The sequence below is a fragment of the Thermococcus onnurineus NA1 genome, assembly GCF_000018365.1.
Lineage (GTDB): Archaea > Methanobacteriota_B > Thermococci > Thermococcales > Thermococcaceae > Thermococcus > Thermococcus onnurineus.
Genome location: NC_011529.1, coordinates 673880 through 697271 on the forward strand (window position 1 = coordinate 673880; position 23392 = coordinate 697271).

Sequence of the window (23392 nt, forward strand, 5' to 3'; positions counted from 1 at the left end):
GGTGTAGATCAACGTTAGTTGATGGCAACAATGAAGGCTGTTCTGGAGAGGTTTTATAGATACATGCAGTCACACAAAAGTTCACATCACGCTTAGTCCGCAGGTCATCGAAATGCTTGACAAAGCCAATGTATAACAGGAGCCGTTTCATAGAAGACGCCATTTTGGCAAGGCTTTCTTCGAAAGGAAGGCTTTTCAGAAGGGAGGAACGGTTGTGGAGCCGGGAGCGGGATTTGAACCCGCGACCTGCGGATTACGAGTCCGCCGCCCTGCCGAGCTAGGCTACCCCGGCGTCCCATGTTAAGGGCTCTGGAGACCTTTATAAGTTTTTCTCAGGGAGTCCCAAGGAGATTGCTGATAAGCTGGCTCCAGTACTGAGGATCAGCGGCTAGAAAGAGGACGATTACACCAATGAAGAAGCTCAGAACCGCCAGCCGTCTTAAATATGAAAGCTCCAGCCCGCACAACATTGCTGGAAGTCTTGGAGAATAACCTGCTGTGAGCCTCGAAACGATCACTGCAAGGACCATTCCAGTTATTATGTCGTAGATCCAGTGGTGGCCAAGGAAGAGCGTCGTGAAGGGTATCAACGAGTTAAGGACAATGAGAGTCGCACCAATCTTCTCCTTCCGGTACCTCCAGAGTGTAATTATGTTGACCATAGCGAACGTGTTGTGAAGGGAAGGCAGGACGAACTCCTGTCTGGTCAAATAGGTGCTCTCCGAGATATATCCAGGCAGGTTGTAGACCAGATGGGGCGCGTGGACGTGGACGATCAAATATATTGACCCTGCCACGGTGTAGGAGAGGAGGTATCTAATGAAAAGCTCGTCCGAAGCTTCCAGATCCCTTTTGTAGAGGAGCAGATACGCAACGGCGAGGGCTATTGAGCCCGAAAAACCAAGGTAGTACACACCTTCAAAGAGCCAGTAAAGGAGAGGGAGACTTTTTGTAAATTCGATGAGGCCGATCACAAAATCTCTGGAGGTGAACGGGAGCTGTAGGAGGTAGTGGGTGACGTCAACGCTGTACCTACCGAGAAAACCGTAAGAGAGCCCAAATAGAAGCCACCCGAAGTAACTTATAAAGAAGGCGTTTAGCCTCACGAGGATCTCCCAGTCGTTGGTGAGCTCCCGCAGCTTTAACATAATATTACCCCCAGTGGTGAAATATTTAACCTTTTCGCCTTTAATATTTAACATTCAAGATATGAATTGCCCTTCTCTGTGGCGTTTGGAGTCCAAGCCCTTAAAAACTCTCCGAACAAAGGGATGGTGGTGAGACCAATGGAGATCCCGGGTTACGGAGAGATAGAAGCCGAAACAGTAGTGTTCGACCTCAACGGCACCCTTGGCGTCAGCGGCAGGGTGGATGAAGAAGTAAAACACCTCCTCGAGAGGTTGTCAGATAGGTACACCGTCGTCATTCTGAGCGCAGACACCTTCGGGACGCTGGAGGAAGAGTTCAAAGGCCTTCCAGTAAGGATCGAGCGCGTTAAAGATGGAAGTGAAAAACTCGAGAAGGCCATGGCCTATGGCTCCTACATAGCTGTTGGCAACGGAAACAACGATGTGGCAATGCTCGAGAGCGCTGAATTGGCCTTCTGCGTCATAGGGCCAGAAGGAGCGACCGTCGAGGCCCTCCTCGCAAGTGACATTGTTGTCAAAGATGTAAAAGATGCAATAGCGATGCTTCTCGATGATAGGAAGCTCACAGCGACACTGAGAGGGTGAGGTATGGAATACAGGACGCTCAAGGGAGTGGGCACTGCCGAGCTTGTTGTCAAAAAGTCCGTCTTCATTGGCTACGCCTCGCCGGCCAGCTCAGAAGAGGAAGCTAAAGCATTCATAGCCAGGATAAAGGCTCACCACAACGATGCGACCCATAATGTCTCAGCCTACCTCATTAACGATGGGAAGAACTTCGCCGTTCGCTACGATGACGATGGCGAGCCTAAAGGCTCAGCAGGAAAGCCTGTATTAAAGGTCATCCAGAACAAAGGTCTGAGCAATGTTGTTGTCGTTGTTACGCGCTACTTCGGCGGCATAAAGCTCGGCTACGGCGGGCTTGTTAAGGCCTACAGCGATGCGGCCAGCTTGGCCATAGATAATGCTGGCATCGTCGAAATCTACGAAACCGAGCGTTTTGAGGTTACCCTCCCCTACAACCTCTTCCACGTTGTAAAGGAGACCGTTGAGAAGGCTGGCGGCAGAATAGTGGAAGAGGAATACGGTGGGTTAGTTAGGTTCACGGTCGAGACGCGGAAGGGTGAAGCAGAGTCCCTGATGGAGCTCCTCACGGAGAGGACTAAGGGGAGAGTCAGACTGAGACCGCTGTTCATGAGGAGCCTGTGATTTTTTACATCTCATGTAAATTACATGGTATGTAAAAATCGCTCGAAGTTAACATTATTTCCCCAGAATTTTCTCCCACACCCTTATCGCCATCCATTTATCAAGGAACTCATTGAAGGTGCCGCACTTCGGCGAGAGGACGCAGACCGGGCAGCCGTCCTTACAGGAACAGCCGGTCAGGTGCTCGTAGCTCTTTTCCATAAGCTTCTCGACGTTCTCATAGAGTATCTCGGCCAGGCCGGCACCGAACTCATTGCCGTCATAGATGAAGACGAGGGGCCTCCCGATGTGGGGCGGATTGGGGAAACTCGCGTAGCTGTAGCCGCCGAGTTCGCGTGAATCTACGTAGGTGAAGATGGGCGCTATCTTGATAATGTTGTGTTCTATGGCATGAAGGGCAGAGCCTATTCCATCCTTGCTGTCCACCATCTTCTTTATCGCAAAGGCCAGCTCCTCCTCGTTTATTCCAAAACGCTGGAGGGCGTCGCCTATGGCCTTCCTGATGGTGTGGCTTGTGGCACCGAGGTAGATGGGGAAGAGCTTCTTTCTGTCCAGGTTCTCGTAGAGGGTGAAGGCGAGGTCTTCCCTACCTTTCTCTGCAGCTATGCTGAAAAATTCCCTGAACTCCTCGTTCGGAATCTCTCGTATCCAGTCGGGGAAGACGAGCCAGATTCCCTTAGTCTCGAACTCCCTAATGTGGGGCTCCTCAAACTCAACCCTGGCGAACCTTTCCCAGTTGAGTATCGAGAAGTCTTCATCGACCTTGACCCTCTCACCGCTCAGGGGGGAATAGATTTCACCCTTCAGGACTCCCGCTTCCTTCAGCCTCATCAGTTCAGCCACATAGTTGCCCACGTCGTTGCCCTTGACGGCGAAGCCAGTATGGATGTGCCTTACCCTGAGCCGGCCGAGGCCTATCTCTACGCCCTTATACGCTTTGCTCGCCGTTGTCTCAAGTATCTCTACCTCCTCGCGCTTGTTCACGAATGTCTCCACGCCCCAGAGGCGATTTAACTGCTTGGCGAAGACGAAGTGGAACTTTCCAAGGGTTAAGCGCTCTCCTGACATATAAAGCTCTCCGCGGGAAAAGTAAGTCATTCCGGGGAGGAGTGAGCGGTGATACTCGTCGGCATCGACTTCCTCGATGAGGTAACCCTTGATCTTGAGCCAGTTGACGAAGCGGAGAAGCTCTCCCATATCCCGCTTCTGCATCAGCTTTGCCCTTATCCAGGGCTCGTCCTTGAGAAGGAAGAAGCTCTCGTCGGTGGCCGTCCGGAGGGAGGAGTAGCTGAAAGCGGGCCTCAGAGGTCTGACCTCGAGCTTGCCTGTTATCGGGTTCTTCCTGAGAGAGGCCCTGCGCTCTATAACAAGCCTCTCCATCACCTTTCGCTCGAACTCGTCCAGTTCGTCCCATTCGATTACTCCTATTTCAGTGAGCAGGTAGTGCAGATGCTTTTCCGCTATGCGCTCGTTCTCTAGGCTGACTGGCATGTACTCGATTATGCCCTTCTCAAGCTTCTCGACGAGCTCATCGACGTGCTCCTTGTAGTAATAGTCGAGTCCGTTCTTCCTCAGGACGATACCGTTGATAGCCTCTCTGTCCGCTTTTCTCCCAGCCCTTCCAAAGCGCTGGATGAGTGAGAAGAGACCGTCGGGCGGAATGCCGTAGTTTATCACTACATCCAGATCGCCGATGTCGATGCCGAGCTCGAGAGCGTTGGTTGTGAGGAGAACGAGAAGCTTTCCCTCTTTGAAGTCCCGTTCTATCTCCCAGCGGATGTTTTTAGGCAGCGTTCCCTTGTAGGTGCTCGTCTTGTGAAAGACTGGCGAATTGAGGAGGAAGCGCATGAGCTTCTCCGTTCCTTTACGCGAGTCGAAGAAGACTAGGGTCTTGATCTTCTTCTCGGCGAGCCTCTCCACAACGGCCCTCAAAAGCTGTCTCTCGTCGAGGTTCTTGGGCTCGAAGAGGATTAAGTACCGCCTCGGAAAGGGATTCCTGGCTTCGCTTACCGGCTCGAACTCAGCTCTAAAAAGCTTCTCGGCAAACTCCCGAGGGTTTCTCAGTGTTGCTGAAAGGGCTATTATTTGAGGCTTCGCGCCGAGGCGCTTGAACCTGAAGGCCAGCCGTCTGAACAGGTAAGCCGCGTTGCTCCCGAAGACGCCGCGGTAAACGTGAAGCTCGTCCACGACGAGATAGCGGAGGTTCCTCAAAAGCCACTCGTAGTCACGCCATCTCCTGAGGATGGTGTAATGGAGCATATCCGGGGTCGTGAATATCACTCGCGGTCTCTCGCGGAGTATTTCGCGCCTCTCCTCCCACGAGACGTCGCCCGTCAGAATTCTTGCGTTGATGAACTCGCCGGTTAGACGGTAGAACGCGAGGTTCTCGAGCGAGAACTTCTCGAACTGGTTGTTGATAAGCGCGCGGGTGGGATAGACGAGCAGGTAGGTCGCGCGAGGATTGGATAGGTATGAGTCAAAGATCGCCAGCCTGAAAATCTCGCTCTTTCCGCTCGCGGTTGGAGTGGTTACCACGATGTTTTTACCTGAGTAGAGCTTTCCGAGTGCCTCAACCTGGTGCAGGTACAGTTTAAAGCCTAACTCATCAAGGAGAGAATTGACCTCGGGGTTATTAAACCGAAAATCGGAGAACTCGCCGCTTCTCAGGGGAAAAACGTGAACTTTGGCTATTTCGGACTTGAGGGATTTGAGGGTCTCGAAGAGGGACATGGGGGTATATTTGGGGGAAACCGCTAAAAAATTTCTGGAGGCTAGGGCACCAACACAATAAGTGATTTAAACACCGCCCTCAGAATGATTAGGGGGATCACCATGGAGGCCCACGAGGACGAATACGTTAGGATGTAGGCGGAGCAGATGAAGGCGAAGAAGCGAAGGAAGATAAAACTAATGCTCTTTATCCTGAGACTATGGATTATCATCCTGTTCACATCAAGAAACGTTCCGTCCCTGTTCTTCGCGGCGCTGTTCGGCGGTCTGTTCCTCCTGTTACTGATCTTCCTTGCCCCGACTACAGAAGGGGAAAACGGAGACTTCTGGATGAAGGAAGTTAAGAGACAGAGAAGGCCGTGAAGCCCATAGAAGCCTCTCAGCTATCGAAACAACAAGGATTATCCAACCCGCAATCCTTTAAAACCTTCTTCCTCAGCCTAACTCGGTGGTGAGGATGAGAATTGCGGTCATCGATTACGACAAGTGCAACCCCGACAAGTGCGGGCATTTCCTGTGTGAGAGGGTTTGCCCCGTCAACAGGATGGGAGGAGAGGCGATAATAATCGACGAGGAGAACTACAGACCGATAATCCAGGAAGCGAGCTGTACAGGCTGTGGAATCTGCGTTCACAAGTGCCCCTTCAACGCAATAACGATTATTAACCTCCCGGAGGAACTTGAAGAGGGCTGCGTCCACCGCTACGGCGTCAACGCCTTTGTGCTGTACCGCCTGCCGGTCGTCAAGGACGGCATGGTCGTCGGAATCCTTGGCCCGAACGGAACCGGTAAGACCACCGCGGTCAAGATACTTGCCGGCCAGCTCCTCCCGAACCTCTGTGGAGACAACGACAGCTGGGACAACGTTATCAGGGCCTTCCGCGGCAACGAGCTCCAGAACTACTTCGAGAGGCTGAAGAACGGAGAGATTAGGCCAGTGGTGAAGCCGCAGTACGTTGACCTAATTCCCAAAGCGGTGAAGGGTAAAGTGAGGGACTTACTCAAGAGGGCAGACGAGATTGGGGCCTTTGACAAGGTTGTTGATGAGCTTGAGCTCAGGAACGTTCTAGACAGGAACATAGACCAGCTAAGCGGTGGAGAGCTGCAGAGGGTTGCAATAGCCGCGGCTCTACTCAGGAATGCACACTTCTACTTCTTTGACGAGCCTTCGAGCTACCTTGACATAAGGCAGAGGCTCAAGGTGGCGAAGATAATCCGCCATCTGGCAGATTCAGGCAAGGCGGTTCTGACAGTCGAGCACGACCTAGCAGTCCTCGACTATCTGAGCGACATAATCCACGTTGTCTATGGTAAGCCTGGCGCTTACGGTATCTTCTCCCAGCCGAAGGGAACGAGGAATGGTATCAACGAATTCCTCAGGGGCTACCTGAGAGACGAGAACGTTAGATTTAGGCCCTACGAGATACGCTTCACCAAGTCCAGCGAAAGACAGAGCCAGGCGAGCGAGATACTCGTTGAATACCCGCGTCTCGTCAAGGATTATGGCGGGTTCAGGCTGGAGGCCGAACCAGGGACGCTCTACATGGGCGAAGTGGTTAGCATCGTTGGCCCGAACGGTATCGGTAAGACCACCTTCGTGAAAATGCTGGCCGGCGTGGAGAAGCCGACGGAGGGCGAGGTTGACTGGGAGCTCAAGGTCAGCTACAAGCCCCAGTACATCAAGGCAGACTATGAAGGAACGGTTTACGACCTCCTGAGCAAGATCGACGCCTCAAAGCTCCTCAGCAACTTCTACAAGACAGAGCTGTTAAATCCGTTGGGCATTCCAGACCTCTACGACAAGCAGGTGAACGAGCTGAGCGGTGGAGAGTTGCAGAGGGTCGCCATAACTGCAGCGCTCATACGCGATGCCGATCTCTACCTGCTCGACGAGCCCTCAGCTTACCTCGACGTTGAGCAGAGGCTTGCGGTATCAAGGGCGATAAGACACCTCATGGAGAAAGAAGGAAAGACTGCCCTCGTAGTAGAGCACGACGTCCTCATGATAGACTACATCAGCGACAGGATAATGGTCTTCGAAGGCGAGCCCGGAAAGTACGGTAAGGCTCTGCCTCCGACGGGAATGCGCGAGGGAATGAACCGCTTCCTGGCCAGTGTGGGAGTAACCTTCAGGCGCGATCCCGATACTGGAAGGCCGAGGGCCAACAAGGAAGGAAGCGTCAAGGACAGGGAACAGAAGGAGATGGGAGAATATTACTACGTCTCTGCATGAATTCTTTTTATTTTTCTGGAACGTTTAAAGTTCCTATGCCGAACTCTATATTTGTGTGGAACTATACAAAAGAGCCCATCCGAAATCTTTTTAAATCATTATACCATATGTAAGTTTGAACATACATATGTTGGTGATAGTATGATAGGGTTCGACAAGCACTCTAGGAAAGTACAGGTAATAAAATGCAAAGGGAGGTGCCGTCTATGAAGTGGAGGGCTGCTCCAGCCTGGCTTAGGGGTATAATAGACTTAGCACTAACGATCGTTTTTGCAATAATAGCACTCTCAGGAATAGCCCTTTACTTAGCGCCTTCCGGCAGGATAGCAAATACAGTCGGCTGGACCTTTCTGGGACTTGATAAAGACACTTGGACCAACATCCACACGTATTTAGGATTTGTCATGATAGGCCTCGTGGCGGTTCACCTGATAATTGGATTTAAGAGCATGATAACCATGCTCAGGATGGGCTTTAGAAAGACTAAGTGGAAGCCTGTGATCGGGTTCCTGCTGGTGATGGGCCTCATAGCTGGTGGATTCCAAGTCTACAGTGCATACTTCGTGGAAGAAGAGAGTGACTCCAGCGATACTGACTACGAGTACGTTTACACTCCAACCAATGACACTACCACTACATATACCTACGTTGAGATCACCGGAACGATGCTTAAGAGCTATACGTTACAACAGCTAGCGGATCTCTATGGGGTATCTGTGGACGATCTAGTTAAAGTCCTAAAGGATGATTACGGCATCGAGGCAGAGCCAGATGAGCTCCTCGAGGCCATCGAAATCAAAAACGGACTGGACAGAGAGGTCTTCAAAGAAGAGCTCGCCGCAGCTATTGAGAAGCTCCTGGATTTAAACACTCAAACTGAAGGAAACGAAACAGTTGAAGGAGGTGGAAGCTGATGGGCCCTTACCTTCCCCAATACTTTTATGCTGAAACTCCTGGCTACGTCGAGTACGTGAACATAGCCCTCTGGCTCGTTCTCTTAGTGGTGGTTCTATTCTCCATGTACTCTCTCCATAAGAACCTCAATGCAGTGCTCAGTGAAATGAAAGGTATAAACACAGTTGCCTCTGAGCTAAGAGAGCAGACTAATAGTGTTGAAAAGATCTTGGAGGAAGTATGAAAGTAGAGTGTCTTTCTTTAAACTTCCTCACGTCTTCTTTTCCTATTAACCTTCCCGGATGGCCATCTTAAACACAAATAAACGATGACTAACGTTGTTTAACAATGTCGACCAAAAAATCACAATAACCAGATCAAGGCTGAACAAACTTGAATCTATACAGACGATTTCATGAAGAAGGCTTAAATATGCCTTTTCACACAGGAATAACCGAGGTGATGTGACATGAGGTGGAAAAAAGCAATTGCACTGTTCCTTGGTTTGATGCTTATAACAACTACCCTATCTTTCGGAAGGGTTTCAGCCGAGGAAACTTCAGTAACAGTCATTCTTGTTAGTGATAACGAGGCCGACTGTGCACTGGCCCAGTACCTAGCAAACGTGACCGGTGCGGTTGTTGTGATGACTACGTGGGGTGTTTACGATCCGAACGTAACTGCTGAGATTATGAGCTACGCTCCGGATGAGGTCATAATAATAGGTGGTCCTGAGGCAGTGGTGGAGGAGTACGTTAATGATCTTCAAGAGCTGGGTATTACGGTGGAGCGCTGGGGTGGTCAAAACAGGTACGAGACAAACCTCATGGTCATGACCCAAGCCCAAATCAAGTTCGGCCTTAAGTTCAAGGATAAGCTCATCATGGTTCCAGGCAACGACACGGCCGGAATAAAGGCTGCCCTCAAGATAGCGGTCAGAGAGAGAGCGATGATTGCATTCGTCAATGAAACAACCAATGTGACCAAGCTGATGCTGAAGCTTCAGGTCAGAACCGGCAACGTGACCATCGTTGGGACTCCCTTTATGAACAGAACTCTGCTCAGGGTAAGGGAGCAGCTCAGAAACCAGTCCAGGGAGTGCAACTGTACCAGTGTTCATGTCAACATAACTGCGGAGATAGCTCTCGAAGCGATAAACGCGGGTGAGGAGAGGATCAGCACCGCCAAAGCCCTCCTTGAGAACGCGACCCTCACTCCAATGCAGGAGAGACTGGTGGAGAGGATGCTGACGCTTGCAGAGAAAGAGCTGTCAGAAGCCAAAGAAGCCTACAGCGAAGGTAAATACGGAAAGGCCTACGGGATGGCGATAGCGGCGAAGGCCCACGCGGAGTTCGTGATAAGAATAGCCTCCAGCGATTGGAGCATGAGGATGGGGCTCAACCCCATGATGAGGGCCAATGTAACACTCCACCGCCTGGAAGCCCAGATAAGAGTCCTAGAAAATGCTGGGATCGATGTCTCGGAATTAAAGAGCCTGGTTGAGCAGCTCAAGGTCGCCATCCAGAACAACGACGTGGAAATGGTCAACGTCCTCCTCATGAAAATCGAAGAGGCTCTTAGGGAGCTCTTCATGGGTGGCAAGTCCCACTTAAAGGCCCACGCTATGCCTTTTGCCCGTGGCGGAGCCCCATGATGTTTAATTTTGTTTTTGATCCTTTTTATTTATCTGACTTCTTGTCGCCCTAAATATGGAAGTCAGAGACCGAGAGAGAAAACAACCACTCCTCAATTAGTATTCTCTTCAGCTTGAGCCGCATGGTGTATGGGCCTAAGGCTACGTTTTTAACTGTATCTCCACCGAAAACTTTATAAAGTCTCCGACATATGTAATATTAGACTTACACATGGAGGAGGTTGAGAACATGATAAATATGAAGTTGTTTGGAGTTGGACTCCTCGCCCTGCTGGTTGGAATGACCCTTGGAGCGGTCGCGGCAATGCCGAGCTGGGCTGGTCCAAGGATGCCGGTTCAGGAGACCGCACCCCTCATGGACAGCACACTCACCACCTACTACGCTGATCTGAGCCAGGAGGAAATAGATGGCCTGCTCTGGATGAGAGAAGAAGAGAAGCTCGCCAGGGACGTTTACCTCACGCTCTACGAGATGTATGGACTGCCAATATTTTACAACATAGCCCAGAGCGAGCAGACGCACACTGACACCGTGCTTGCCCTGATAGAGAAGTACAACCTTACCGATCCGGCCACCGACGAGATAGGCGTCTTCACGAACCCGGAGCTTCAGGCCCTCTACGATCAGCTCATCGAGATGGGCAGCCAGAGCCTCGTCGACGCCCTCAAGGTCGGGGCATTGATAGAGGAGACCGACATAGTGGACCTCGAGGAGAGGATAGCCCAGACCGACAACGCCGACATAATCCAAGTCTATGAAAGCCTCAAGGCCGGAAGCGAGAACCACCTCAGAGCATTCACGAGCACCCTCGAGAACTACGGGGTAATCTACGAACCGCAGGTGGTCAGCGAAGACTACTACCAAGAGGTCATCAGCTCGGCAAACAGCCACGGCTTCGGCAATCCGATGGGCGACGTTGTCAGGGGCCACGGAATGTGGGGAAGCGCCGCGCAGGAGCCGGTTCAGGACACCAGCATTATTGCGGGCATCGTAAATGCCTTCAGGCACGCCTGGAGCTGGATGAACGGATTGGTCCAGAGACTCGGCATGCCGATTTGAAGCCTTTCTTTTTTCTTCCCTCTTAATGTGGTGGAAATCGAGGAGGCTTGAGTATGGAGGTCAAAGCCTGGCACTTTGTTGAATTTGGAGAGTTTCCCGTTGAAGAGATAGACGTTGATGAGGTCAAAGATGACGCCCTTGCCCTGCTGAGGCGTGCCAAAGTTGAGAGGTACGAAACACCACACGGAACTGTGCTCAAGCTCATGGACAGTTATGGAAACTACATTGGAAAAGTCGTAGGCGGGTGCAGTCTAGATAAGCTCACAATAGGAAGCGCTTACCAGACTCCGTTTGGAATCAAAGTAACGCTCGACTGCGGCGAAACAATCGTTGGATGGCTCTATCTGGAGGGATGAAAATGCCGAGGGGATTTGGTGGACCTATCATGAGGGGCCCAATGTTCGGAAGGCGGAGATGGGGCTTCGGATGGATGTGGTGGGGCTTTGGAATATTTGCAATCTTTTTCATATTTGCGCGCTTGGTATTCCTGCTCCTGCCCCTCCTCCTGGTAGGGGCGCTGCTTTACGCCCTCCTGAAGCGCTGATTTCGAAAGCTTTTTATTTTTCCCCTTCCAACTTATGCAAGAACCCTGCCCTATGGAAGGCCAAGCGTGATGAAGATGGTTGAGAGCATTCAAGAACTGGCAGTGATCGCGGAGGCATTGAGCTCTCCAATCAGAGTTAGGATACTCAAGATGCTCTGCGAGAAGGAGTGGTACGTTTACGAGCTCGCAAAGACCTTGGGCATTTCTCGCCAGCTGCTTTATCTCCATCTGAAAAAGCTGGAAAAGGCAAACCTCGTCGAAAGCGAGCTTCGCCTCGAGCCAAACGATCCAAGGGCAAAGAAGTATTATCGGGCAAAGCCCTTCAAGCTCGTCATCGATAACGAGATTGTGAAAAACCTGAAGGAGGTGTGATGATGCCGTATAACTCAGCCCCGAGCGGGTGGATATCCATAATTCTCGGACTGATCCTGATAGCCATAATGGTCTTCGCCTTCTACCAAATGAACAAGACGCTGGGTGAGCTGAAACTCGAGCTGTCAAACCTGCGGAACACTCTGGAGGAGACCAAGAGACACACTGAAGACGTCAAAAAGAAGCTTGAGGAAGTCTGAAATGCTGCCGCCAGGTAAAATTCCCCCAGAAAAACTCAGGGAGATAGTGTTCAACCGCTTAGGGGCACCTGGGGAGAGGGTAATAGCCAAATCAGACCTAGGTGTAGATGCCACTGCGATTGATTTCGGTTCTTCCGTTTTAGTTGCCTCAACCGACCCTATCACAGGAGCCGAAGAGAAAATAGGATTTTATGCGGTTCACATCAACGCTAACGACGTTGCCACCTTCGGGGCAAAGCCAAAGTGGTTTCTGGTCTCAATTCTCCTTCCGGAGAACTCAGATGATGCCCTGCTCGTCAAAATCATGGATGAACTCCACGAGAGCGCCAGTAAACTCGGCGTCGCAATAGTTGGCGGTCATACGGAGGTAACTCCCGGCCTCGATAGGCCGATAGTCGCAGGCACCATGCTGGGAGAGGTTCCGAAAGAAAAGCTCGTAACCTCGAACGGAGCTAAGCCAGGCGATGCAATAATCCTCACTAAGTGGGCCGGTTTGGAGGGAACGGCCATAATAGCAAGCGAGAGGGGTAAGGAGCTCGAAAAAGCTTTCGGAAAGGAGTTCGTGGAGAAAGCACAGTCCCTCATCGAGATGATAAGTGTCGTGGAAGACGCTTTAACTGCCAACGAGATCGGCGTCAATGCTATGCACGACCCCACTGAAGGCGGTGTGGCGAACGGCCTCCACGAGATGGCCGACGCTGCCAAACTCGGCTTCCGCGTTTACGCAGAGCGGATTCCGATAAGGAAAGAAACACTGAAAATCTGTGAGTTTTATGACCTCAATCCGCTCGCCCTCATCAGCTCAGGCGCGCTCATGATAGCCGCCCCCAAAGAAAAGGCAGATAGTATAATCTCCGCCCTCAAGAGGAAGGGCATAAACGCCTCGGTAATCGGGGAGTTCCTAGAAGACAAAGAATCGAGAGTAATGGTTGATAACGGAAAGGAAAAGCCTCTGGAGAGGCCAGAGAGCGACGAGCTCTGGAAGGTCGTTTAGAGCTCCACGGAAATTCTGAGCTTTTCTTCCTCCTCGAGCTTTCTCAGTATCTCTAGAGCAGTTTTTGGGTTCAGGGGCATCGTCCTGAGGTGCTCGTAGGCCTTCCTTATTTCCTCACGCTGGTAGCCTTGAGCCCTGCGCTCCATGTAGAGAAGAACCGCAAGCAGAACACCTTTGATGCTCTTCTCCGGCAATGGAAGGAGTTTCCAGCCACTGTCATAGACGTAAGCTGCTTTGGGCGTTTCGTCGCCTGTCAGATCCTCCACAGGAACGGTATTTGATCCCTCTTTTGAGGTCAGATACTCGATGAGCATCTTCTCAGGGTAGCCTTCTCTTTTCAGCCCTATGAAGCTCAACTCCATCGCCCTGAGAAGAGACGAGAGTCTCTCGATGTCATCTATGCGGGACTTCGACAGGATAGACAGCTTGAGAACGGCCTTCTCGACGGGTTCCTCCTCAACGTTGACCGTAAGCAGAACCCTGTCCCTCAGCCTAGAGCCTTCTTCAAATGCCTTGACCGCTATCCACATCGCACCGTTGGTGAGAATGCCGTAGCGAACACCTGAGTTGAAGCAGTAGCGGGCAAGCTGCCTCAGAGGCTCCTCGCGCTTGAGGATGTTCACACCAAGGTTCTTAGCTTCGACGTAGGCGAAGACCCCCCCGTTCAGAATGAGCGCGTAGTCAGCCCTCCCATCCTCGGTTCTCTCCTCTGGACGAACCTCCTCAGGGTTGTTCCAGTCCCACCCGAGGGCCTGAAAAATCTCGCCTATTAGGTGCTGCTTCACAGCCTCCTCGTTCTTCACGTAGAGCTCTCTGTGAGAGCGGATCTTTCTGATAACGTTCAAAACGGCCCTTCTCAGCTCGTCCATATCACCCACCGACCTCGATGATGTACTTCCTGCTTCCAGCCTCAAAACCCCTAAATGAGCCAAGCTTGAGCTTGGTGAGGGCCCCATCAACGTCGATTACCTTCATTGCCGCCAGGTGAGTAACTCTCGTACCCTTCAGGAACTCCGGTAAGAGCTGGGCCGTAGGGCCGGTCAGCACGAAGAGCTCTGCTTTTTTGGCCCTATCAAGCATCATATCGAGGGTACCGTTTAGAATTGCAGAACCGCTCGCTATTACGGCATCGACTTCTGGCAGAAGCCAGTACTCAAGGGCATCGCTGAAGGTGTTCCTGTCCCAGAGCTTCGGGTTGCGCTCGAAAACGAGGACATCAAAACCCTTCCCCTGAAGGGCCCTTACCACCGGAGGCATATTGCCGATAACGGCCACCTTCTCAAAACTCTCATCCAGGAGTTCAACGACGTCCACGTTCGGAGCTTCAGAGAGATCTAGGTAGTACTGAGAAACCGCGTTTATAGCGGCCAGGGCGAGCGTCCTCTCGATGATGTTCAGACTGTCGGCTTTTTCGATGAACGCCTCCAGAGAGGGCTCCTCGATTGAAGTCCTGTACCGTCCCACCTCCTCGGGCAGAGTCATGGCGACGCCGATGGATTTCCCGCGCTCACCCTCTATCAGAACATAAGTATACGGCAGTGCAAAGGAGAAGTCAATCAGCCTGAAATCTTCCCTGGTTAGGGTAAGTGCCTTCCGTTTTATCTCCCGTAACAGCATGAGGACATTTACGCACGAGACCTAAAAGCTTTTGGGGTTCTTGGGCTAGGCTCCTATGGTGGAAGATATGTGCCGGATACTCTTTGCGGCTGGCGATGGAAAGGGAATCATACCTCTAGTCGACGCAATCGTTAAGGCCTCGGAAAACGACCCATATAAGGAGCGCAGGGGAAAGGGAAGACAGCACAAGGACGGCTGGGGCTACGTCCTGCTGAAAGACGGGAGCGTGAGACACTACAGAAGTATGAAGCCAATATTTGAAGACTTCAAAGCAGTTGAATCCCTAAAGGCCGGGCTCAAGGGATTCTCCGTGCTGATGATCCACACGAGGGCAGCTAGCCAGGGGATTAAAAATCTCTTCAACGTCCAGCCCTTTGCCTTCTCGACAAGAAGGGGTTTCAACTTCTGGCTTCTCCACAACGGCGACCTCGACAAGGCGAAGATTATAGAGCTCGCCGAGCTTGATGAGAAAGACCTGAGAAACGCCTCCGACAGCTACACCTTCGCCACTTACCTCTGCAGAAGGCTTCCAAGTCCGAAGCTCGAGGATCTTCTAATTCACTACAAGATAATAGAGGAGACCACCAAGAGCGTTTTTAATACAATGACACTCTTTCAGAGTTCTGAAGGGGACTTCAGTGCCTTCATAACAGCCAAGATGGTCGATGAACTGCTTCAGAAACCGGAGCACTATGACTACTCAAAGCTGCTTCTCCTGAGGGAAGAGAACCTCTTTGCGGTCGCTTCTTCCACGGTGGAGCTCTACCACAAGGCTCATTATGAAGTTATACCAAACGAGACGGCCCTCTACGTTAAGGTACTCGAAGAGAACGTGGAAGTCGAAACTGTTCACCTGTGAAAGGTTATATAGGACGTCTCCCCATTTCCTTTTTGGTGATGGCATGGAAGAGAACGCCCCGATTAAAGTTTATATGACGAGAAAGCTCATAGGCGTTGAACCTGATGATACCGTAAAGCGGGCCTGCGAGGTCATGGTCGAGTTCGACATCGGTTCTCTGGTTGTCGTTGATAAAGGGAAAGTGATCGGCTTCTTCACGAAGAGCGACGTGATAAGGCGCGTTGTAATTCCAGGTTTACCGAACACGACACCCGTCAGGGAGATAATGAGCAGCGAGCTAATAACTGTTAACGCAAACACACCTGTGAGAGAGGTACTTGACCTGATGGCGAAGAAGGGCGTTAAGCACATGCTCATCGAGGAGAACGGTGAGATAATTGGCATCTTCAGCCTGAGCGACCTCCTTACCGCCAGCAGAAGAAGGCTTGAAACGGCCATAGCGGCTGAGTGATGCCTATGATCAGGATTGCCCACATAAGTGACACCCACATAACAAGCGAGTCAGCGTACAAGGGCTACGCCTATGACCTCATCGTGAACGAGATAAACCGTGGAAACTTCGACTTCGTTATTCACACAGGAGACGTGACCAACCAGGGGCTACGCGAGGAGTACGAGAGGGCCTCCTACGAGCTGAAGAAGATCCAGAAACCCCTCATTGTTATTCCAGGCAACCACGACGTCAGAAACGTCGGCTACGAGCTCTTCGAGAAGTTCATCGGGCCCCTAAACGGTGTCTTCGAGTTCAGGGACGGCGTTATAGTCTGGGTGGACTCGACGATCCCGGATCTGAGCGATGGCAGGATAGGCGGCTACAAGTTCAAGTGGCTCAAAAAAAGACTCGAGGAGTACTCTGACAGGAAGTTCAAAATCGTTGCCTCTCACCACCACATCGTCCCGCTGCCGGACACGGGCAGGGAAAGAAACGTGCTCTTCAACGCAGGCGACGTTTTGGACCTGCTCCTGAGACACGGGGTGAACCTTTACACCTGCGGGCATAAACATGTTCCCAACGTCTATCGCGTGGAGGACATGGTAGTTGCCAACGCGGGCTGTACTTCCTGCAGGAAGACGCGAAAGGGCGATGTTAACAGCTACAACATCATAACCCTCCACGACGACGGGAGGATAGAGGTAACGATCAGACGCGTTACGGGGGAAGAACTGAAGAAGGAGTACCCACCTGTAAGGCCGAAGATATTCGTTCCCCGGGGCAAGAGGCTTTTGAGGATAGTCCAGATGAGCGAGAGCAACGTCTCGGACAGGATTTATTTCAGGCGGAAGGTTCTCGAGAACGTCATACGAACGATAAACGAGAGGCTGAAGCCGGATATAGTGATCCACTGCGGCGACGTCGTCGATATGGGTATAGAGCGCTATTACGAGAAGGCCTACGAGTTCTATGAGAAGATAGGGGCAGAAAAGCTGGTCGTTCCTGGACACAATGACATAACCTATCTCGGCTACGACCTCTTTAAGGAGTACTTTGGCAAGCCGAAAATACTGGAACTCGGAAAGTTCACGTTCATCCCTGTGATAAGTGCCCAGTACGAGACGCCAATAGGTGTCGTAGGGAGGATAGGCCAGAAAAAGCTCGCCAGACATCTCGAGGACTACAGCGAGAGCTTCACCGTTGTAGTAATGCATCACAACATAGTGCCGATTCCAAAGAGCAGGGAAGTAGGCTTCCTGGAGGATGCTGGCGATGTGCTTAAGGTTCTGACGAGAGAAAAAGCAAATCTCGTTTTGACAGGTCACGGAGGCAACTCCTTCGGTGTGAAAGTGGAGAAAACTCCGTTAGTCAACGCCGGCTCTGTCAGCTGGGAGCTCCACAGGAACCCCTATGGAAACACATTCAACCTAATCGATGTCTACCGTGACATTGCGGTAGTCTTCGAGGTTCAGGCAACCTGGGGCTCGGGGAGGCTACTAGGAATATGGAAAATAAAGGGGCCCTTCAATCTTTGACCATTTCATCTATTTGTTCCATAAGCCTCTCCATTATATTTTCCATTATCGCGTTGACGGTGCTCTCGAGCTCAACGTTGTTTATTATCGGTATCCCGTACTCCTTTGCTCTCCCGACTATGAAGTCTTGTATCTCCAGGATGGCGTCTATATGCTTAAGGTAGTAGTCAGCCGATCTCTTGCTGTAGCGGGCTCTCTCGTAAAACCTTGCCTCAAAGTCCTTCTTGCCCTTGACGGTTATCACGTACATGAAGCTGTTCTCATTGAGCTTGATGTACCCTGGGACTAAATGAATGCCCTCGATTATCGTGTTGAAACCTTCTTTGTAGGCCCTCTCAAGAACGGCACTAACACCGACGGAAACATGCTGAACCTGATTCTCAAATCCCCGTATGAGGGGAGAATTATCGCTCTTCCGCGAGCTCACAACCTTCCATGCAAGAAAAGATGATGTGTGCAAATCAGGGAGAAGTTCCGGTGCTATTATCCTCTTCATAACCTCCCTTATGGTGTCCGTACCTATCACGCTTCGTATTCCAAGACGGAAGGCCAATTCGGTCGCTATGGTGGACTTTCCAACGCCCGTTGCTCCACCTAGGAGGATTGTTATTGGGATTTTAAGCTTCCGGAACTGGCGCCAGAATAAATAGCGCTTCGCAGCCTCATTAAGCCCGTGGTCGAGGAGCTTCTGATAAGTCAGCTCGCGTATCTCCTCAGTGGTCACTAGTTTGAGTTTCCTCTCCATCAGTTCCTTCTGAACCTCGGTAGCTATGATATAGGCTATTCCAACGTCAACCCCGGCGAGTGTTATAGAGCGCGTCAGTATGCCCCTCGAAAAGGGGAGGCGTATCTTCCTCTCGGGATCTGTCACGATTATCATGCTCTCCCCCCCAGCAGGGCGCGGCCGAGCTCAAGAACGGCCTTCCTCAGGTCTTTTCCATCGATGTTGACGGGCTCGTTGTCGAGGTAAATGACTTCGATTCCCTGCTCCAGTGCCCATCTCGTCACCACATCAACGGCGGCGGCTTTGAGCTCAACTGCGACTGCATCTATGCCTCTAAAGCCCTCGAGGTCCCTCCAGAGGAGGGGTCTCTTCGAAAGGTTGTCCGAGGTGTAGGGCACCTCTGCACCGAGCCCTTCGAGATGTTTCTTCGCCTTTGGCAGGGCCTCACTGGAAGTCATCACCAGGCCGAGCCGTTTGTCTGAAACATTACCGAGTGGCCTCGGGCGGAAGGCAATGAAGTGCAGGTCAACATCGGGGTTGATCTCCAGTATGGCATCTCTCAGGGCTTTCCACCTCTCTTCGCCCACGGAATCAGCCATCGTAACAACCACTATATCCGCCAGTGAGACCCTGAAGGTACCGAAGTATCCCCTGACGAAGTCGAGCTTTTGCTTGGCGCCCACCACGACAACGTATCTATCCGCCCTGTAAGGGGGAAACGTCGCCCCGCTGCCCTCGAGGATTATTAAATCGTTGGGCAAGTTCTCGGCAAGCTTCACACCCTCATCCACCACGTCGAAGAAAGGAAAGCCGGCCATTCCACCACCGCATCTTCTACAGCCAATGGTTGTTACGCGTGAGGTTAACGCATCCTCGAAGTGGTCGGAGGCGGCGTGTTTTCCACTCTCGGCAAACTTGAGCAAAAACTCGGGAGTTATTTCGAACTTATCGCCCTCTATCAGTTCGGGCTCTTCAGGGCCGCCGCGGCCCATGGTAACTATCACAGGCTTTGCTATCTCTTTCAGAGTTCTCGCGATGAAGCCACTCACGGCTGTTTTCCCAACCCTCTTGCCCGTACCTATAACGGCCAGGCTCGGCTTTTTGGTTTTTTTGAGCGGTTTTGGCTTGAAGTGGAAATCCGCTCCCCGGTAGGACACACCATAGAGCATGCACAGTGAAGCAATCCTAAAGCGGTCTTCATAGTTGAGGACGGGCTCATCGCTTAAGTCGACAACCTCGTCGACCTTGTTCTCCTCCAGAGCCCTTCTGAGGGCGTCGAGATAGTTGGGTGAGTGATAAACTTTAACCCCAATCTTTCTCTCAACTTCCCCAATGCTCCCAATCTTCTCACTTCCACCCAGGAAAACGGCACAACAGACGTCACCAAGTTTTTTTATCGCCCATGAGATGACGTCAGGATAGTGCTCGCCGTCAATCAAGACCAGCTTCATACCATCACCGTACTCAGTTAAACCAAGGGGATTTTAACCTTTGCCAGGGAAGAGTTTCTTGGGAGTTCCCAGGAAGGATTATAAACCTTCAAAACACCATAGTAATACGACGACCACCTTGGTGGTGTCTATCTGGAGGTGTAAAAAATGGCTGAGATGATAGTTAAGTCCAAAGTTAAGGAAGCCGTGAAGGCCATAGACCCCGAGATGAGAATTAACCCGGAGTTCTACGAGGCTCTTGAGGCCGAGATTAAGATTCTTATCGAGAAGGCCGTCAAGAGGGCCAAGGACGAAGGCAAGAAGACCCTCTACCCGAGGCACGTCTGATTTTTCTTTCCCTTCTTTTAATGAATCGGTGAGCTTTTATTCGTAGGTGCCTAACTTTCCCGGTGGTATCATGGGGCTGAGAAAATTTGGAGATTCAGCTTATCTTTATCCGGGCAGTCCGTCAACCCTCATCAGAATCTTTGATGGTATGGCGGTTCTTATTGACCCCGGTCACGGGAGCGGAAGGCATAAGGACTTAAAAATAGCGGTAAAAAAGCTCGGGCTGGAGATTAAAGCCCAATTAGCCACTCACGGTCATGCCGACCACGTCTCTGTTGCACCAGGGACAGACGCTCCGCTATTCATGCACCGCTTCGAGTTCTCCATAGCCGAGAACCCGCTCAATAGGGAGCTCTTAACCTTCGGCTCGAAAGCGCCAAAAGGTTTCCTCGTTTTCCAGTTCCCTGAGGAGGTAAAGGTTCACGCAGTCTTCGAATGGGGAGACGAACTCTTCGGAGTTAAAGCCATAAGGCTAAACGGCCACTCGCCGGGAATGACAGGCTTCCTCGACGAGGAAAACGGCTTGATCTACGCCGGTAACGCCTTCTTCGGCGAGAGAGTCATAGAAGCGGTCGGCCTTCCATACCTGGTCGAGCCAGAATTATTTAAAGCCTCAATTATGCAATTACAGAATTATGCAGAAAAGGGCTATACCCTGATTCCCTCCCATGGAAAGGCCGTTAGTAGTAAAGAGGCGCTTGAAATTCTTGACTTCAACCTCAAAAGAGTTAAGGAAGCCGAAGAGCTTATCTTAGGGCTCCCCAGAACGTCAAGAAGCCTCGACGAGTTGGCGTTCATGATAATGAGGCACTACGGCATTGAGATTACGCCCCAGAAGCTCGCCCTTAACCTCGTTCCGCTGAGGGCCTTTGTGGCGAAGCTCTACAATGAGGGTGTAATAGAGGCAACAGTGGATAATGGGCTAAAGTGGAAGGTCAGGAAAGGGTGAGTTTTGTGGCCCTCAACTACTCTCCACCGTCCGAATAGCAGAGGTAGCGATACGGGCAGAATTTACAGGCGTAGTCATTCCAGCCCTTGGGGGGCTTTCCTTTTTCGTAATGCCTCTTGACGTTGTAGAAGTGCTTGAGAGTTTCGCGGAACAGCTTGCCGTCGTAGGGCACTTCAAAAGCCCTAAAGTTCGGCCCCTTGACGATGGGGAAGCGGGAAAAGTCGATTTTGCGGATAATTTTCATAGGCTCCTCGTGGAGCTTAATGTAGTAGAGATAGCCGTACTCGGCTTCAGCCCAGCGGAGATATATGTTGAGCTGGGCAAGGTGATAGTCGTATGGGACTCTCGGCAGACTCGTCTTGCCTTTGATTTCGATGGGAAAGTCCCTTATAGCATCCACCCTTCCGTGTATCTCGAAGCCGAGCCTGGAGGAGCGGAGAATCATGTGCTTCTCAAGCTCGAAGCCGAAGCGGTTCTTTAAAATCTCACCGAGCACGTTGTGGGTGTTTATCCCCTGGTTCAGTCTCACTCTAACGAACTCTGGCCACTTCTCGGGGTAGCCCTTCAGGCGAAAGTATATCCTTCTCGGGCAGGTTAGGGCCTCGCTCGCGTAAAACTCCAGGAATCCATCGTTCTCTTGGCGCTGATTAAGACTCGTCATTTATGTCCCTCCAGGAAACAGGGCGGGTCATTGGCCCGCGAACCTCGCCGCCCCTGCGTCAGCTAATACCGACGTCATCACCCATCAGACTGGGCAAGGGTCGTCATCCGCTTGGAGAGTTAAAGCTTACCCACCATTTAAAGCTTTGGGGAAGAATTTGGGGAGCGAAGGGGGAGGGGAAAATCAGAAAATAGTCCCCTTCTTCCGCTTGAGCGAGTAGCTTAAGCCGTAGGCTGGCCAGAGGCTCGGCGGCTGGTTGTAGTGGTGCAGGTTGCGCAGTATCTTCTCCGCGGTCTTCCGGTTCTTTGCCTTAACGCGGAGAACATCACGCTCAAGCTCGACGGTTCCATTGGATAGTCTGATTGTGAGCTTCGAGCCGTCGACCTCTGGGCGGGCCTTCATCAAAAGCCGCCGGTAATCTTCGTAGGCTTCTTTGCTTAACTTCTGCTCAAGAAGGGCGGGTTTTTCACGTGGCTTAAACAATCTAGACAGCCAACTATTCGGGGGTTCTTCATCCATAGAGTCCATCAACCTCCGGAGGACTTCTCACTTTATATTCGCCCTCTATGTTTTTAAGGCTTTCTCATCGCTTTTTGCCGAAATGGCGAGAGGAAGGCTTTTAAGGTTTTCTTGATGAGTAAGGCCGATGGTGAGGACACAGCTCATAAAACCCCGAATCAGAGAGATTCTCTCACGCGAACTTCCGCCGGAGTTAGTTTCCATGCTCCCAAAGCACTGGGTTCAGATAGGGGACGTTCTGATTCTGCCGCTTAGGCCAGAACTGGAGCCATACAAACACCGGATAGCTGAGGTTTATGCGGAGGTTCTCGGCGTTAAAGCCGTCCTCAGAAAGGGCAGAATAGGCGGCGAGTTCCGGGAGACGAACTACGAGCTTCTCTACGGGAGCGACACCGTAACAGTCCACATCGAGAACGGGATTAGATACAAGCTCGATGTCGCTAAAATCATGTTTTCGCCGGCAAACGTCAAGGAAAGGGTGAGAATGGCGAAGGTTGCCAAGCCGGACGAGCTGGTTGTCGATATGTTCGCTGGAATCGGTCACCTCAGCCTCCCAATGGCAGTTCACGGAAAAGCTAGAGTGATAGCCATAGAAAAGAGTCCCTACACCTTCCGCTTTTTAGTTGAGAACATCGAGCTCAACAAAGTACATGACAGGATGACAGCCTACAACATCGACAACCGCGACTTTCCGGGTGAAAACATCGCCGACAGAATCCTAATGGGTTATGTAGTGAAAACCCACGAGTTCATTCCCAAGGCCCTGAGCATAGCGAAGGACGAGGCTATAATCCACTACCACAACACCGTTCCCGAGAGGCTGATGCCGAAGGAACCCTTCGAAACCTTCAAGAAAACGGCCAGGGAATACGGCTATGAGGTCGAGAAGCTCAACGAGCTGATAATCAAGCGCTACGCTCCGGGCGTGTGGCACGTGGTTCTGGATTTAAAGGTGTTCAAGCGGTAGTATAACTCCGATTGGTATAACTGCGATTATAATAATTTCCATCATACAAAATCAGCGGTTGTCTTCATCAAGCTTTTTCAAATCCATTCCACAGCGGTTTCCAGTCGTCGCAGATGAAGTTCATATGGACGGTCCTCATGTGCTTTCTGCATATCCCCTGCATCGGAAAGTATGAGTCGATTGCGCCGAACCAGAGGCAGTTCTTGCAGGCCTTTAACTTATCATCCACAGAGTTCACCAATGAAAGTTTACGCGCCTCCACATAAACTTTTGGTCGTTCCTGTTCTTTCAAGTTCCTGACAGTTAACAGATGGG

At 51.4% G+C, this 23392-nt stretch carries 28 protein-coding genes and 1 tRNA gene; 19 read left to right on the forward strand and 10 right to left on the reverse strand.

The window, feature by feature from the left end:
* Positions 1-215 precede the first annotated feature (215 nt).
* Positions 216-292 (reverse strand) — tRNA-Thr (locus TON_RS03720).
* Between the two features lie 40 nt (positions 293-332).
* The gene (locus TON_RS03725) at positions 333-1148 is read right to left on the reverse strand and encodes a phosphatase PAP2 family protein (RefSeq protein WP_012571682.1); all 816 of its coding nucleotides are present in this window, start codon (positions 1146-1148) and stop codon (positions 333-335) included.
* A gap of 138 nt (positions 1149-1286) precedes the next feature.
* Here TON_RS03725 and TON_RS03730 point away from each other — a divergent pair, with 138 nt between their 5' ends.
* Complete coding sequence (locus tag TON_RS03730; RefSeq protein ID WP_012571683.1) at positions 1287-1733, forward strand: HAD family hydrolase; 447 nt, start codon at positions 1287-1289, stop codon at positions 1731-1733.
* Between the two features lie 3 nt (positions 1734-1736).
* On the forward strand, positions 1737-2354 hold the full coding sequence (locus TON_RS03735) for a YigZ family protein (RefSeq protein WP_012571684.1): 618 nt from the start codon (positions 1737-1739) through the stop codon (positions 2352-2354).
* 54 nt (positions 2355-2408) lie between these two features.
* On the opposite strand, the gene TON_RS03740 is transcribed toward TON_RS03735, so the two are convergent.
* Entirely contained in the window at positions 2409-5084 is a 2676-nt protein-coding gene (locus tag TON_RS03740; protein ID WP_012571685.1) for a DEAD/DEAH box helicase, read from the reverse strand.
* A gap of 147 nt (positions 5085-5231) precedes the next feature.
* Between TON_RS03740 and TON_RS03745 the strand changes: the two genes are divergently transcribed.
* From TON_RS03745 to TON_RS03795, 11 genes are all read left to right on the forward strand, one after another.
* Positions 5232-5447, forward strand: a complete 216-nt coding sequence (locus TON_RS03745; RefSeq protein ID WP_012571686.1) for a hypothetical protein — start codon at positions 5232-5234, stop codon at positions 5445-5447.
* A gap of 94 nt (positions 5448-5541) precedes the next feature.
* Positions 5542-7317 (forward strand): ribosome biogenesis/translation initiation ATPase RLI, encoded by a 1776-nt coding sequence (locus TON_RS03750; protein WP_012571687.1) that lies wholly within the window; start codon positions 5542-5544, stop codon positions 7315-7317.
* 206 nt (positions 7318-7523) lie between these two features.
* Positions 7524-8231: a DUF4405 domain-containing protein gene (locus TON_RS03755; protein WP_012571688.1), complete on the forward strand. Its 708-nt coding sequence runs from the start codon at positions 7524-7526 to the stop codon at positions 8229-8231.
* Complete coding sequence (locus tag TON_RS03760) at positions 8231-8455, forward strand: hypothetical protein (RefSeq protein WP_012571689.1); 225 nt, start codon at positions 8231-8233, stop codon at positions 8453-8455. Before TON_RS03755 ends, TON_RS03760 begins: the two co-directional genes overlap by 1 nt.
* Before the next feature lie 225 nt (positions 8456-8680).
* Positions 8681-9865 (forward strand): cell wall-binding repeat-containing protein, encoded by a 1185-nt coding sequence (locus TON_RS03765; protein ID WP_012571690.1) that lies wholly within the window; start codon positions 8681-8683, stop codon positions 9863-9865.
* A 229-nt stretch (positions 9866-10094) separates the two neighbouring features.
* Entirely contained in the window at positions 10095-10925 is an 831-nt protein-coding gene (locus TON_RS03770) for a DUF2202 domain-containing protein (RefSeq protein WP_012571691.1), read from the forward strand.
* A 53-nt stretch (positions 10926-10978) separates the two neighbouring features.
* Positions 10979-11281, forward strand: coding sequence for a hypothetical protein (locus TON_RS03775; RefSeq protein ID WP_012571692.1), 303 nt, complete (start codon positions 10979-10981; stop codon positions 11279-11281).
* Between the two features lie 29 nt (positions 11282-11310).
* Positions 11311-11469: a hypothetical protein gene (locus TON_RS03780; RefSeq protein ID WP_238516352.1), complete on the forward strand. Its 159-nt coding sequence runs from the start codon at positions 11311-11313 to the stop codon at positions 11467-11469.
* A 75-nt stretch (positions 11470-11544) separates the two neighbouring features.
* Positions 11545-11841 carry an ArsR/SmtB family transcription factor gene (locus TON_RS03785; protein WP_012571694.1) on the forward strand — a complete coding sequence of 99 codons (297 nt, stop codon included), beginning with the start codon at positions 11545-11547 and terminating at the stop codon, positions 11839-11841.
* A 2-nt stretch (positions 11842-11843) separates the two neighbouring features.
* A complete protein-coding gene (locus TON_RS03790; RefSeq protein WP_012571695.1) occupies positions 11844-12041 on the forward strand; it encodes a hypothetical protein in 198 nt (65 codons plus the stop codon).
* A gap of 1 nt (position 12042) precedes the next feature.
* Positions 12043-13035 carry an AIR synthase family protein gene (locus TON_RS03795; RefSeq protein ID WP_012571696.1) on the forward strand — a complete coding sequence of 331 codons (993 nt, stop codon included), beginning with the start codon at positions 12043-12045 and terminating at the stop codon, positions 13033-13035.
* Here TON_RS03795 and TON_RS03800 read toward each other — a convergent pair.
* Positions 13032-13904, reverse strand: coding sequence for a type I restriction enzyme HsdR N-terminal domain-containing protein (locus TON_RS03800; RefSeq protein WP_012571697.1), 873 nt, complete (start codon positions 13902-13904; stop codon positions 13032-13034). The genes TON_RS03795 and TON_RS03800 overlap by 4 nt on opposite strands.
* Before the next feature lies 1 nt (position 13905).
* A complete protein-coding gene (locus TON_RS03805) occupies positions 13906-14652 on the reverse strand; it encodes a Rossmann-like domain-containing protein (protein ID WP_012571698.1) in 747 nt (248 codons plus the stop codon).
* A 67-nt stretch (positions 14653-14719) separates the two neighbouring features.
* Here TON_RS03805 and TON_RS03810 point away from each other — a divergent pair, with 67 nt between their 5' ends.
* The 3 genes from TON_RS03810 to TON_RS03820 are packed head-to-tail and all read left to right on the forward strand — an operon-like array spanning position 14720 to position 17479.
* The gene (locus TON_RS03810) at positions 14720-15511 is read left to right on the forward strand and encodes a class II glutamine amidotransferase (RefSeq protein WP_012571699.1); all 792 of its coding nucleotides are present in this window, start codon (positions 14720-14722) and stop codon (positions 15509-15511) included.
* A gap of 43 nt (positions 15512-15554) precedes the next feature.
* Positions 15555-15962, forward strand: a complete 408-nt coding sequence (locus TON_RS03815) for a CBS domain-containing protein (protein ID WP_012571700.1) — start codon at positions 15555-15557, stop codon at positions 15960-15962.
* A gap of 5 nt (positions 15963-15967) precedes the next feature.
* Positions 15968-17479 (forward strand): metallophosphoesterase family protein, encoded by a 1512-nt coding sequence (locus tag TON_RS03820; RefSeq protein ID WP_012571701.1) that lies wholly within the window; start codon positions 15968-15970, stop codon positions 17477-17479.
* On the opposite strand, the gene TON_RS03825 is transcribed toward TON_RS03820, so the two are convergent.
* Complete coding sequence (locus TON_RS03825; RefSeq protein WP_012571702.1) at positions 17469-18359, reverse strand: 2-phosphoglycerate kinase; 891 nt, start codon at positions 18357-18359, stop codon at positions 17469-17471. The genes TON_RS03820 and TON_RS03825 overlap by 11 nt on opposite strands.
* On the reverse strand, positions 18356-19654 hold the full coding sequence (locus tag TON_RS03830) for a 2,3-phosphoglycerate synthetase (RefSeq protein ID WP_012571703.1): 1299 nt from the start codon (positions 19652-19654) through the stop codon (positions 18356-18358). The genes TON_RS03825 and TON_RS03830 overlap by 4 nt, the downstream gene beginning before the upstream one ends.
* A 147-nt stretch (positions 19655-19801) precedes the next feature.
* Between TON_RS03830 and TON_RS03835 the strand changes: the two genes are divergently transcribed.
* Together TON_RS03835 and TON_RS03840 are read left to right on the forward strand one after the other, a co-directional pair.
* Positions 19802-19981, forward strand: a complete 180-nt coding sequence (locus tag TON_RS03835; protein WP_012571704.1) for a hypothetical protein — start codon at positions 19802-19804, stop codon at positions 19979-19981.
* A gap of 70 nt (positions 19982-20051) precedes the next feature.
* Entirely contained in the window at positions 20052-20930 is an 879-nt protein-coding gene (locus TON_RS03840) for an MBL fold metallo-hydrolase (protein WP_012571705.1), read from the forward strand.
* A gap of 16 nt (positions 20931-20946) precedes the next feature.
* Here the strand turns inward: TON_RS03840 and cas4 are convergent, their stop codons facing one another.
* Together cas4 and TON_RS03850 are read right to left on the reverse strand one after the other, a co-directional pair.
* Positions 20947-21591 carry a CRISPR-associated protein Cas4 gene (gene cas4, locus TON_RS03845; protein ID WP_012571706.1) on the reverse strand — a complete coding sequence of 215 codons (645 nt, stop codon included), beginning with the start codon at positions 21589-21591 and terminating at the stop codon, positions 20947-20949.
* A 183-nt stretch (positions 21592-21774) separates the two neighbouring features.
* Entirely contained in the window at positions 21775-22110 is a 336-nt protein-coding gene (locus TON_RS03850) for a hypothetical protein (RefSeq protein WP_012571707.1), read from the reverse strand.
* A 127-nt stretch (positions 22111-22237) separates the two neighbouring features.
* On the opposite strand from TON_RS03850, the gene taw2 reads away from it, so the two are divergent.
* Positions 22238-23077, forward strand: coding sequence for a tRNA(Phe) (4-demethylwyosine(37)-C(7)) aminocarboxypropyltransferase Taw2 (gene taw2, locus TON_RS03855; RefSeq protein WP_012571708.1), 840 nt, complete (start codon positions 22238-22240; stop codon positions 23075-23077).
* 67 nt (positions 23078-23144) lie between these two features.
* Here taw2 and TON_RS10430 read toward each other — a convergent pair whose 3' ends face one another.
* The gene (locus TON_RS10430; protein ID WP_167711830.1) at positions 23145-23306 is read right to left on the reverse strand and encodes a hypothetical protein; all 162 of its coding nucleotides are present in this window, start codon (positions 23304-23306) and stop codon (positions 23145-23147) included.
* Positions 23307-23392: the final 86 nt, after the last annotated feature.

Excerpts from the sequence above, each read along its gene's own strand:
- TON_RS03785 (WP_012571694.1), top strand. The coding sequence starts at position 11,545 with ATGGTTGAGAGCATTCAAGAACTGGCAGTGATCGCGGAGGCATTGAGC.
- cas4 (WP_012571706.1), bottom strand. The coding sequence starts at position 21,591 with ATGACGAGTCTTAATCAGCGCCAAGAGAACGATGGATTCCTGGAGTTT.
- taw2 (WP_012571708.1), top strand. The coding sequence starts at position 22,238 with ATGGTGAGGACACAGCTCATAAAACCCCGAATCAGAGAGATTCTCTCA.
- TON_RS03825 (WP_012571702.1), bottom strand. The coding sequence starts at position 18,359 with ATGATAATCGTGACAGATCCCGAGAGGAAGATACGCCTCCCCTTTTCG.
- TON_RS03840 (WP_012571705.1), top strand. The coding sequence starts at position 20,052 with ATGGGGCTGAGAAAATTTGGAGATTCAGCTTATCTTTATCCGGGCAGT.
- TON_RS03775 (WP_012571692.1), top strand. The coding sequence starts at position 10,979 with ATGGAGGTCAAAGCCTGGCACTTTGTTGAATTTGGAGAGTTTCCCGTT.
- TON_RS03725 (WP_012571682.1), bottom strand. The coding sequence starts at position 1,148 with ATGTTAAAGCTGCGGGAGCTCACCAACGACTGGGAGATCCTCGTGAGG.
- TON_RS03790 (WP_012571695.1), top strand. The coding sequence starts at position 11,844 with ATGCCGTATAACTCAGCCCCGAGCGGGTGGATATCCATAATTCTCGGA.
- TON_RS03730 (WP_012571683.1), top strand. The coding sequence starts at position 1,287 with ATGGAGATCCCGGGTTACGGAGAGATAGAAGCCGAAACAGTAGTGTTC.
- TON_RS03835 (WP_012571704.1), top strand. The coding sequence starts at position 19,802 with ATGGCTGAGATGATAGTTAAGTCCAAAGTTAAGGAAGCCGTGAAGGCC.
- TON_RS03780 (WP_238516352.1), top strand. The coding sequence starts at position 11,311 with ATGAGGGGCCCAATGTTCGGAAGGCGGAGATGGGGCTTCGGATGGATG.
- TON_RS03765 (WP_012571690.1), top strand. The coding sequence starts at position 8,681 with ATGAGGTGGAAAAAAGCAATTGCACTGTTCCTTGGTTTGATGCTTATA.
- TON_RS03820 (WP_012571701.1), top strand. The coding sequence starts at position 15,968 with ATGATCAGGATTGCCCACATAAGTGACACCCACATAACAAGCGAGTCA.
- TON_RS03830 (WP_012571703.1), bottom strand. The coding sequence starts at position 19,654 with ATGAAGCTGGTCTTGATTGACGGCGAGCACTATCCTGACGTCATCTCA.
- TON_RS03795 (WP_012571696.1), top strand. The coding sequence starts at position 12,043 with ATGCTGCCGCCAGGTAAAATTCCCCCAGAAAAACTCAGGGAGATAGTG.
- TON_RS03755 (WP_012571688.1), top strand. The coding sequence starts at position 7,524 with ATGAAGTGGAGGGCTGCTCCAGCCTGGCTTAGGGGTATAATAGACTTA.
- TON_RS03760 (WP_012571689.1), top strand. The coding sequence starts at position 8,231 with ATGGGCCCTTACCTTCCCCAATACTTTTATGCTGAAACTCCTGGCTAC.
- TON_RS03740 (WP_012571685.1), bottom strand. The coding sequence starts at position 5,084 with ATGTCCCTCTTCGAGACCCTCAAATCCCTCAAGTCCGAAATAGCCAAA.
- TON_RS03770 (WP_012571691.1), top strand. The coding sequence starts at position 10,095 with ATGATAAATATGAAGTTGTTTGGAGTTGGACTCCTCGCCCTGCTGGTT.
- TON_RS03750 (WP_012571687.1), top strand. The coding sequence starts at position 5,542 with ATGAGAATTGCGGTCATCGATTACGACAAGTGCAACCCCGACAAGTGC.
- TON_RS03815 (WP_012571700.1), top strand. The coding sequence starts at position 15,555 with ATGGAAGAGAACGCCCCGATTAAAGTTTATATGACGAGAAAGCTCATA.
- TON_RS03735 (WP_012571684.1), top strand. The coding sequence starts at position 1,737 with ATGGAATACAGGACGCTCAAGGGAGTGGGCACTGCCGAGCTTGTTGTC.
- TON_RS03800 (WP_012571697.1), bottom strand. The coding sequence starts at position 13,904 with ATGGACGAGCTGAGAAGGGCCGTTTTGAACGTTATCAGAAAGATCCGC.
- TON_RS03850 (WP_012571707.1), bottom strand. The coding sequence starts at position 22,110 with ATGGATGAAGAACCCCCGAATAGTTGGCTGTCTAGATTGTTTAAGCCA.
- TON_RS03745 (WP_012571686.1), top strand. The coding sequence starts at position 5,232 with ATGAAGGCGAAGAAGCGAAGGAAGATAAAACTAATGCTCTTTATCCTG.
- TON_RS03810 (WP_012571699.1), top strand. The coding sequence starts at position 14,720 with ATGTGCCGGATACTCTTTGCGGCTGGCGATGGAAAGGGAATCATACCT.
- TON_RS03805 (WP_012571698.1), bottom strand. The coding sequence starts at position 14,652 with ATGCTGTTACGGGAGATAAAACGGAAGGCACTTACCCTAACCAGGGAA.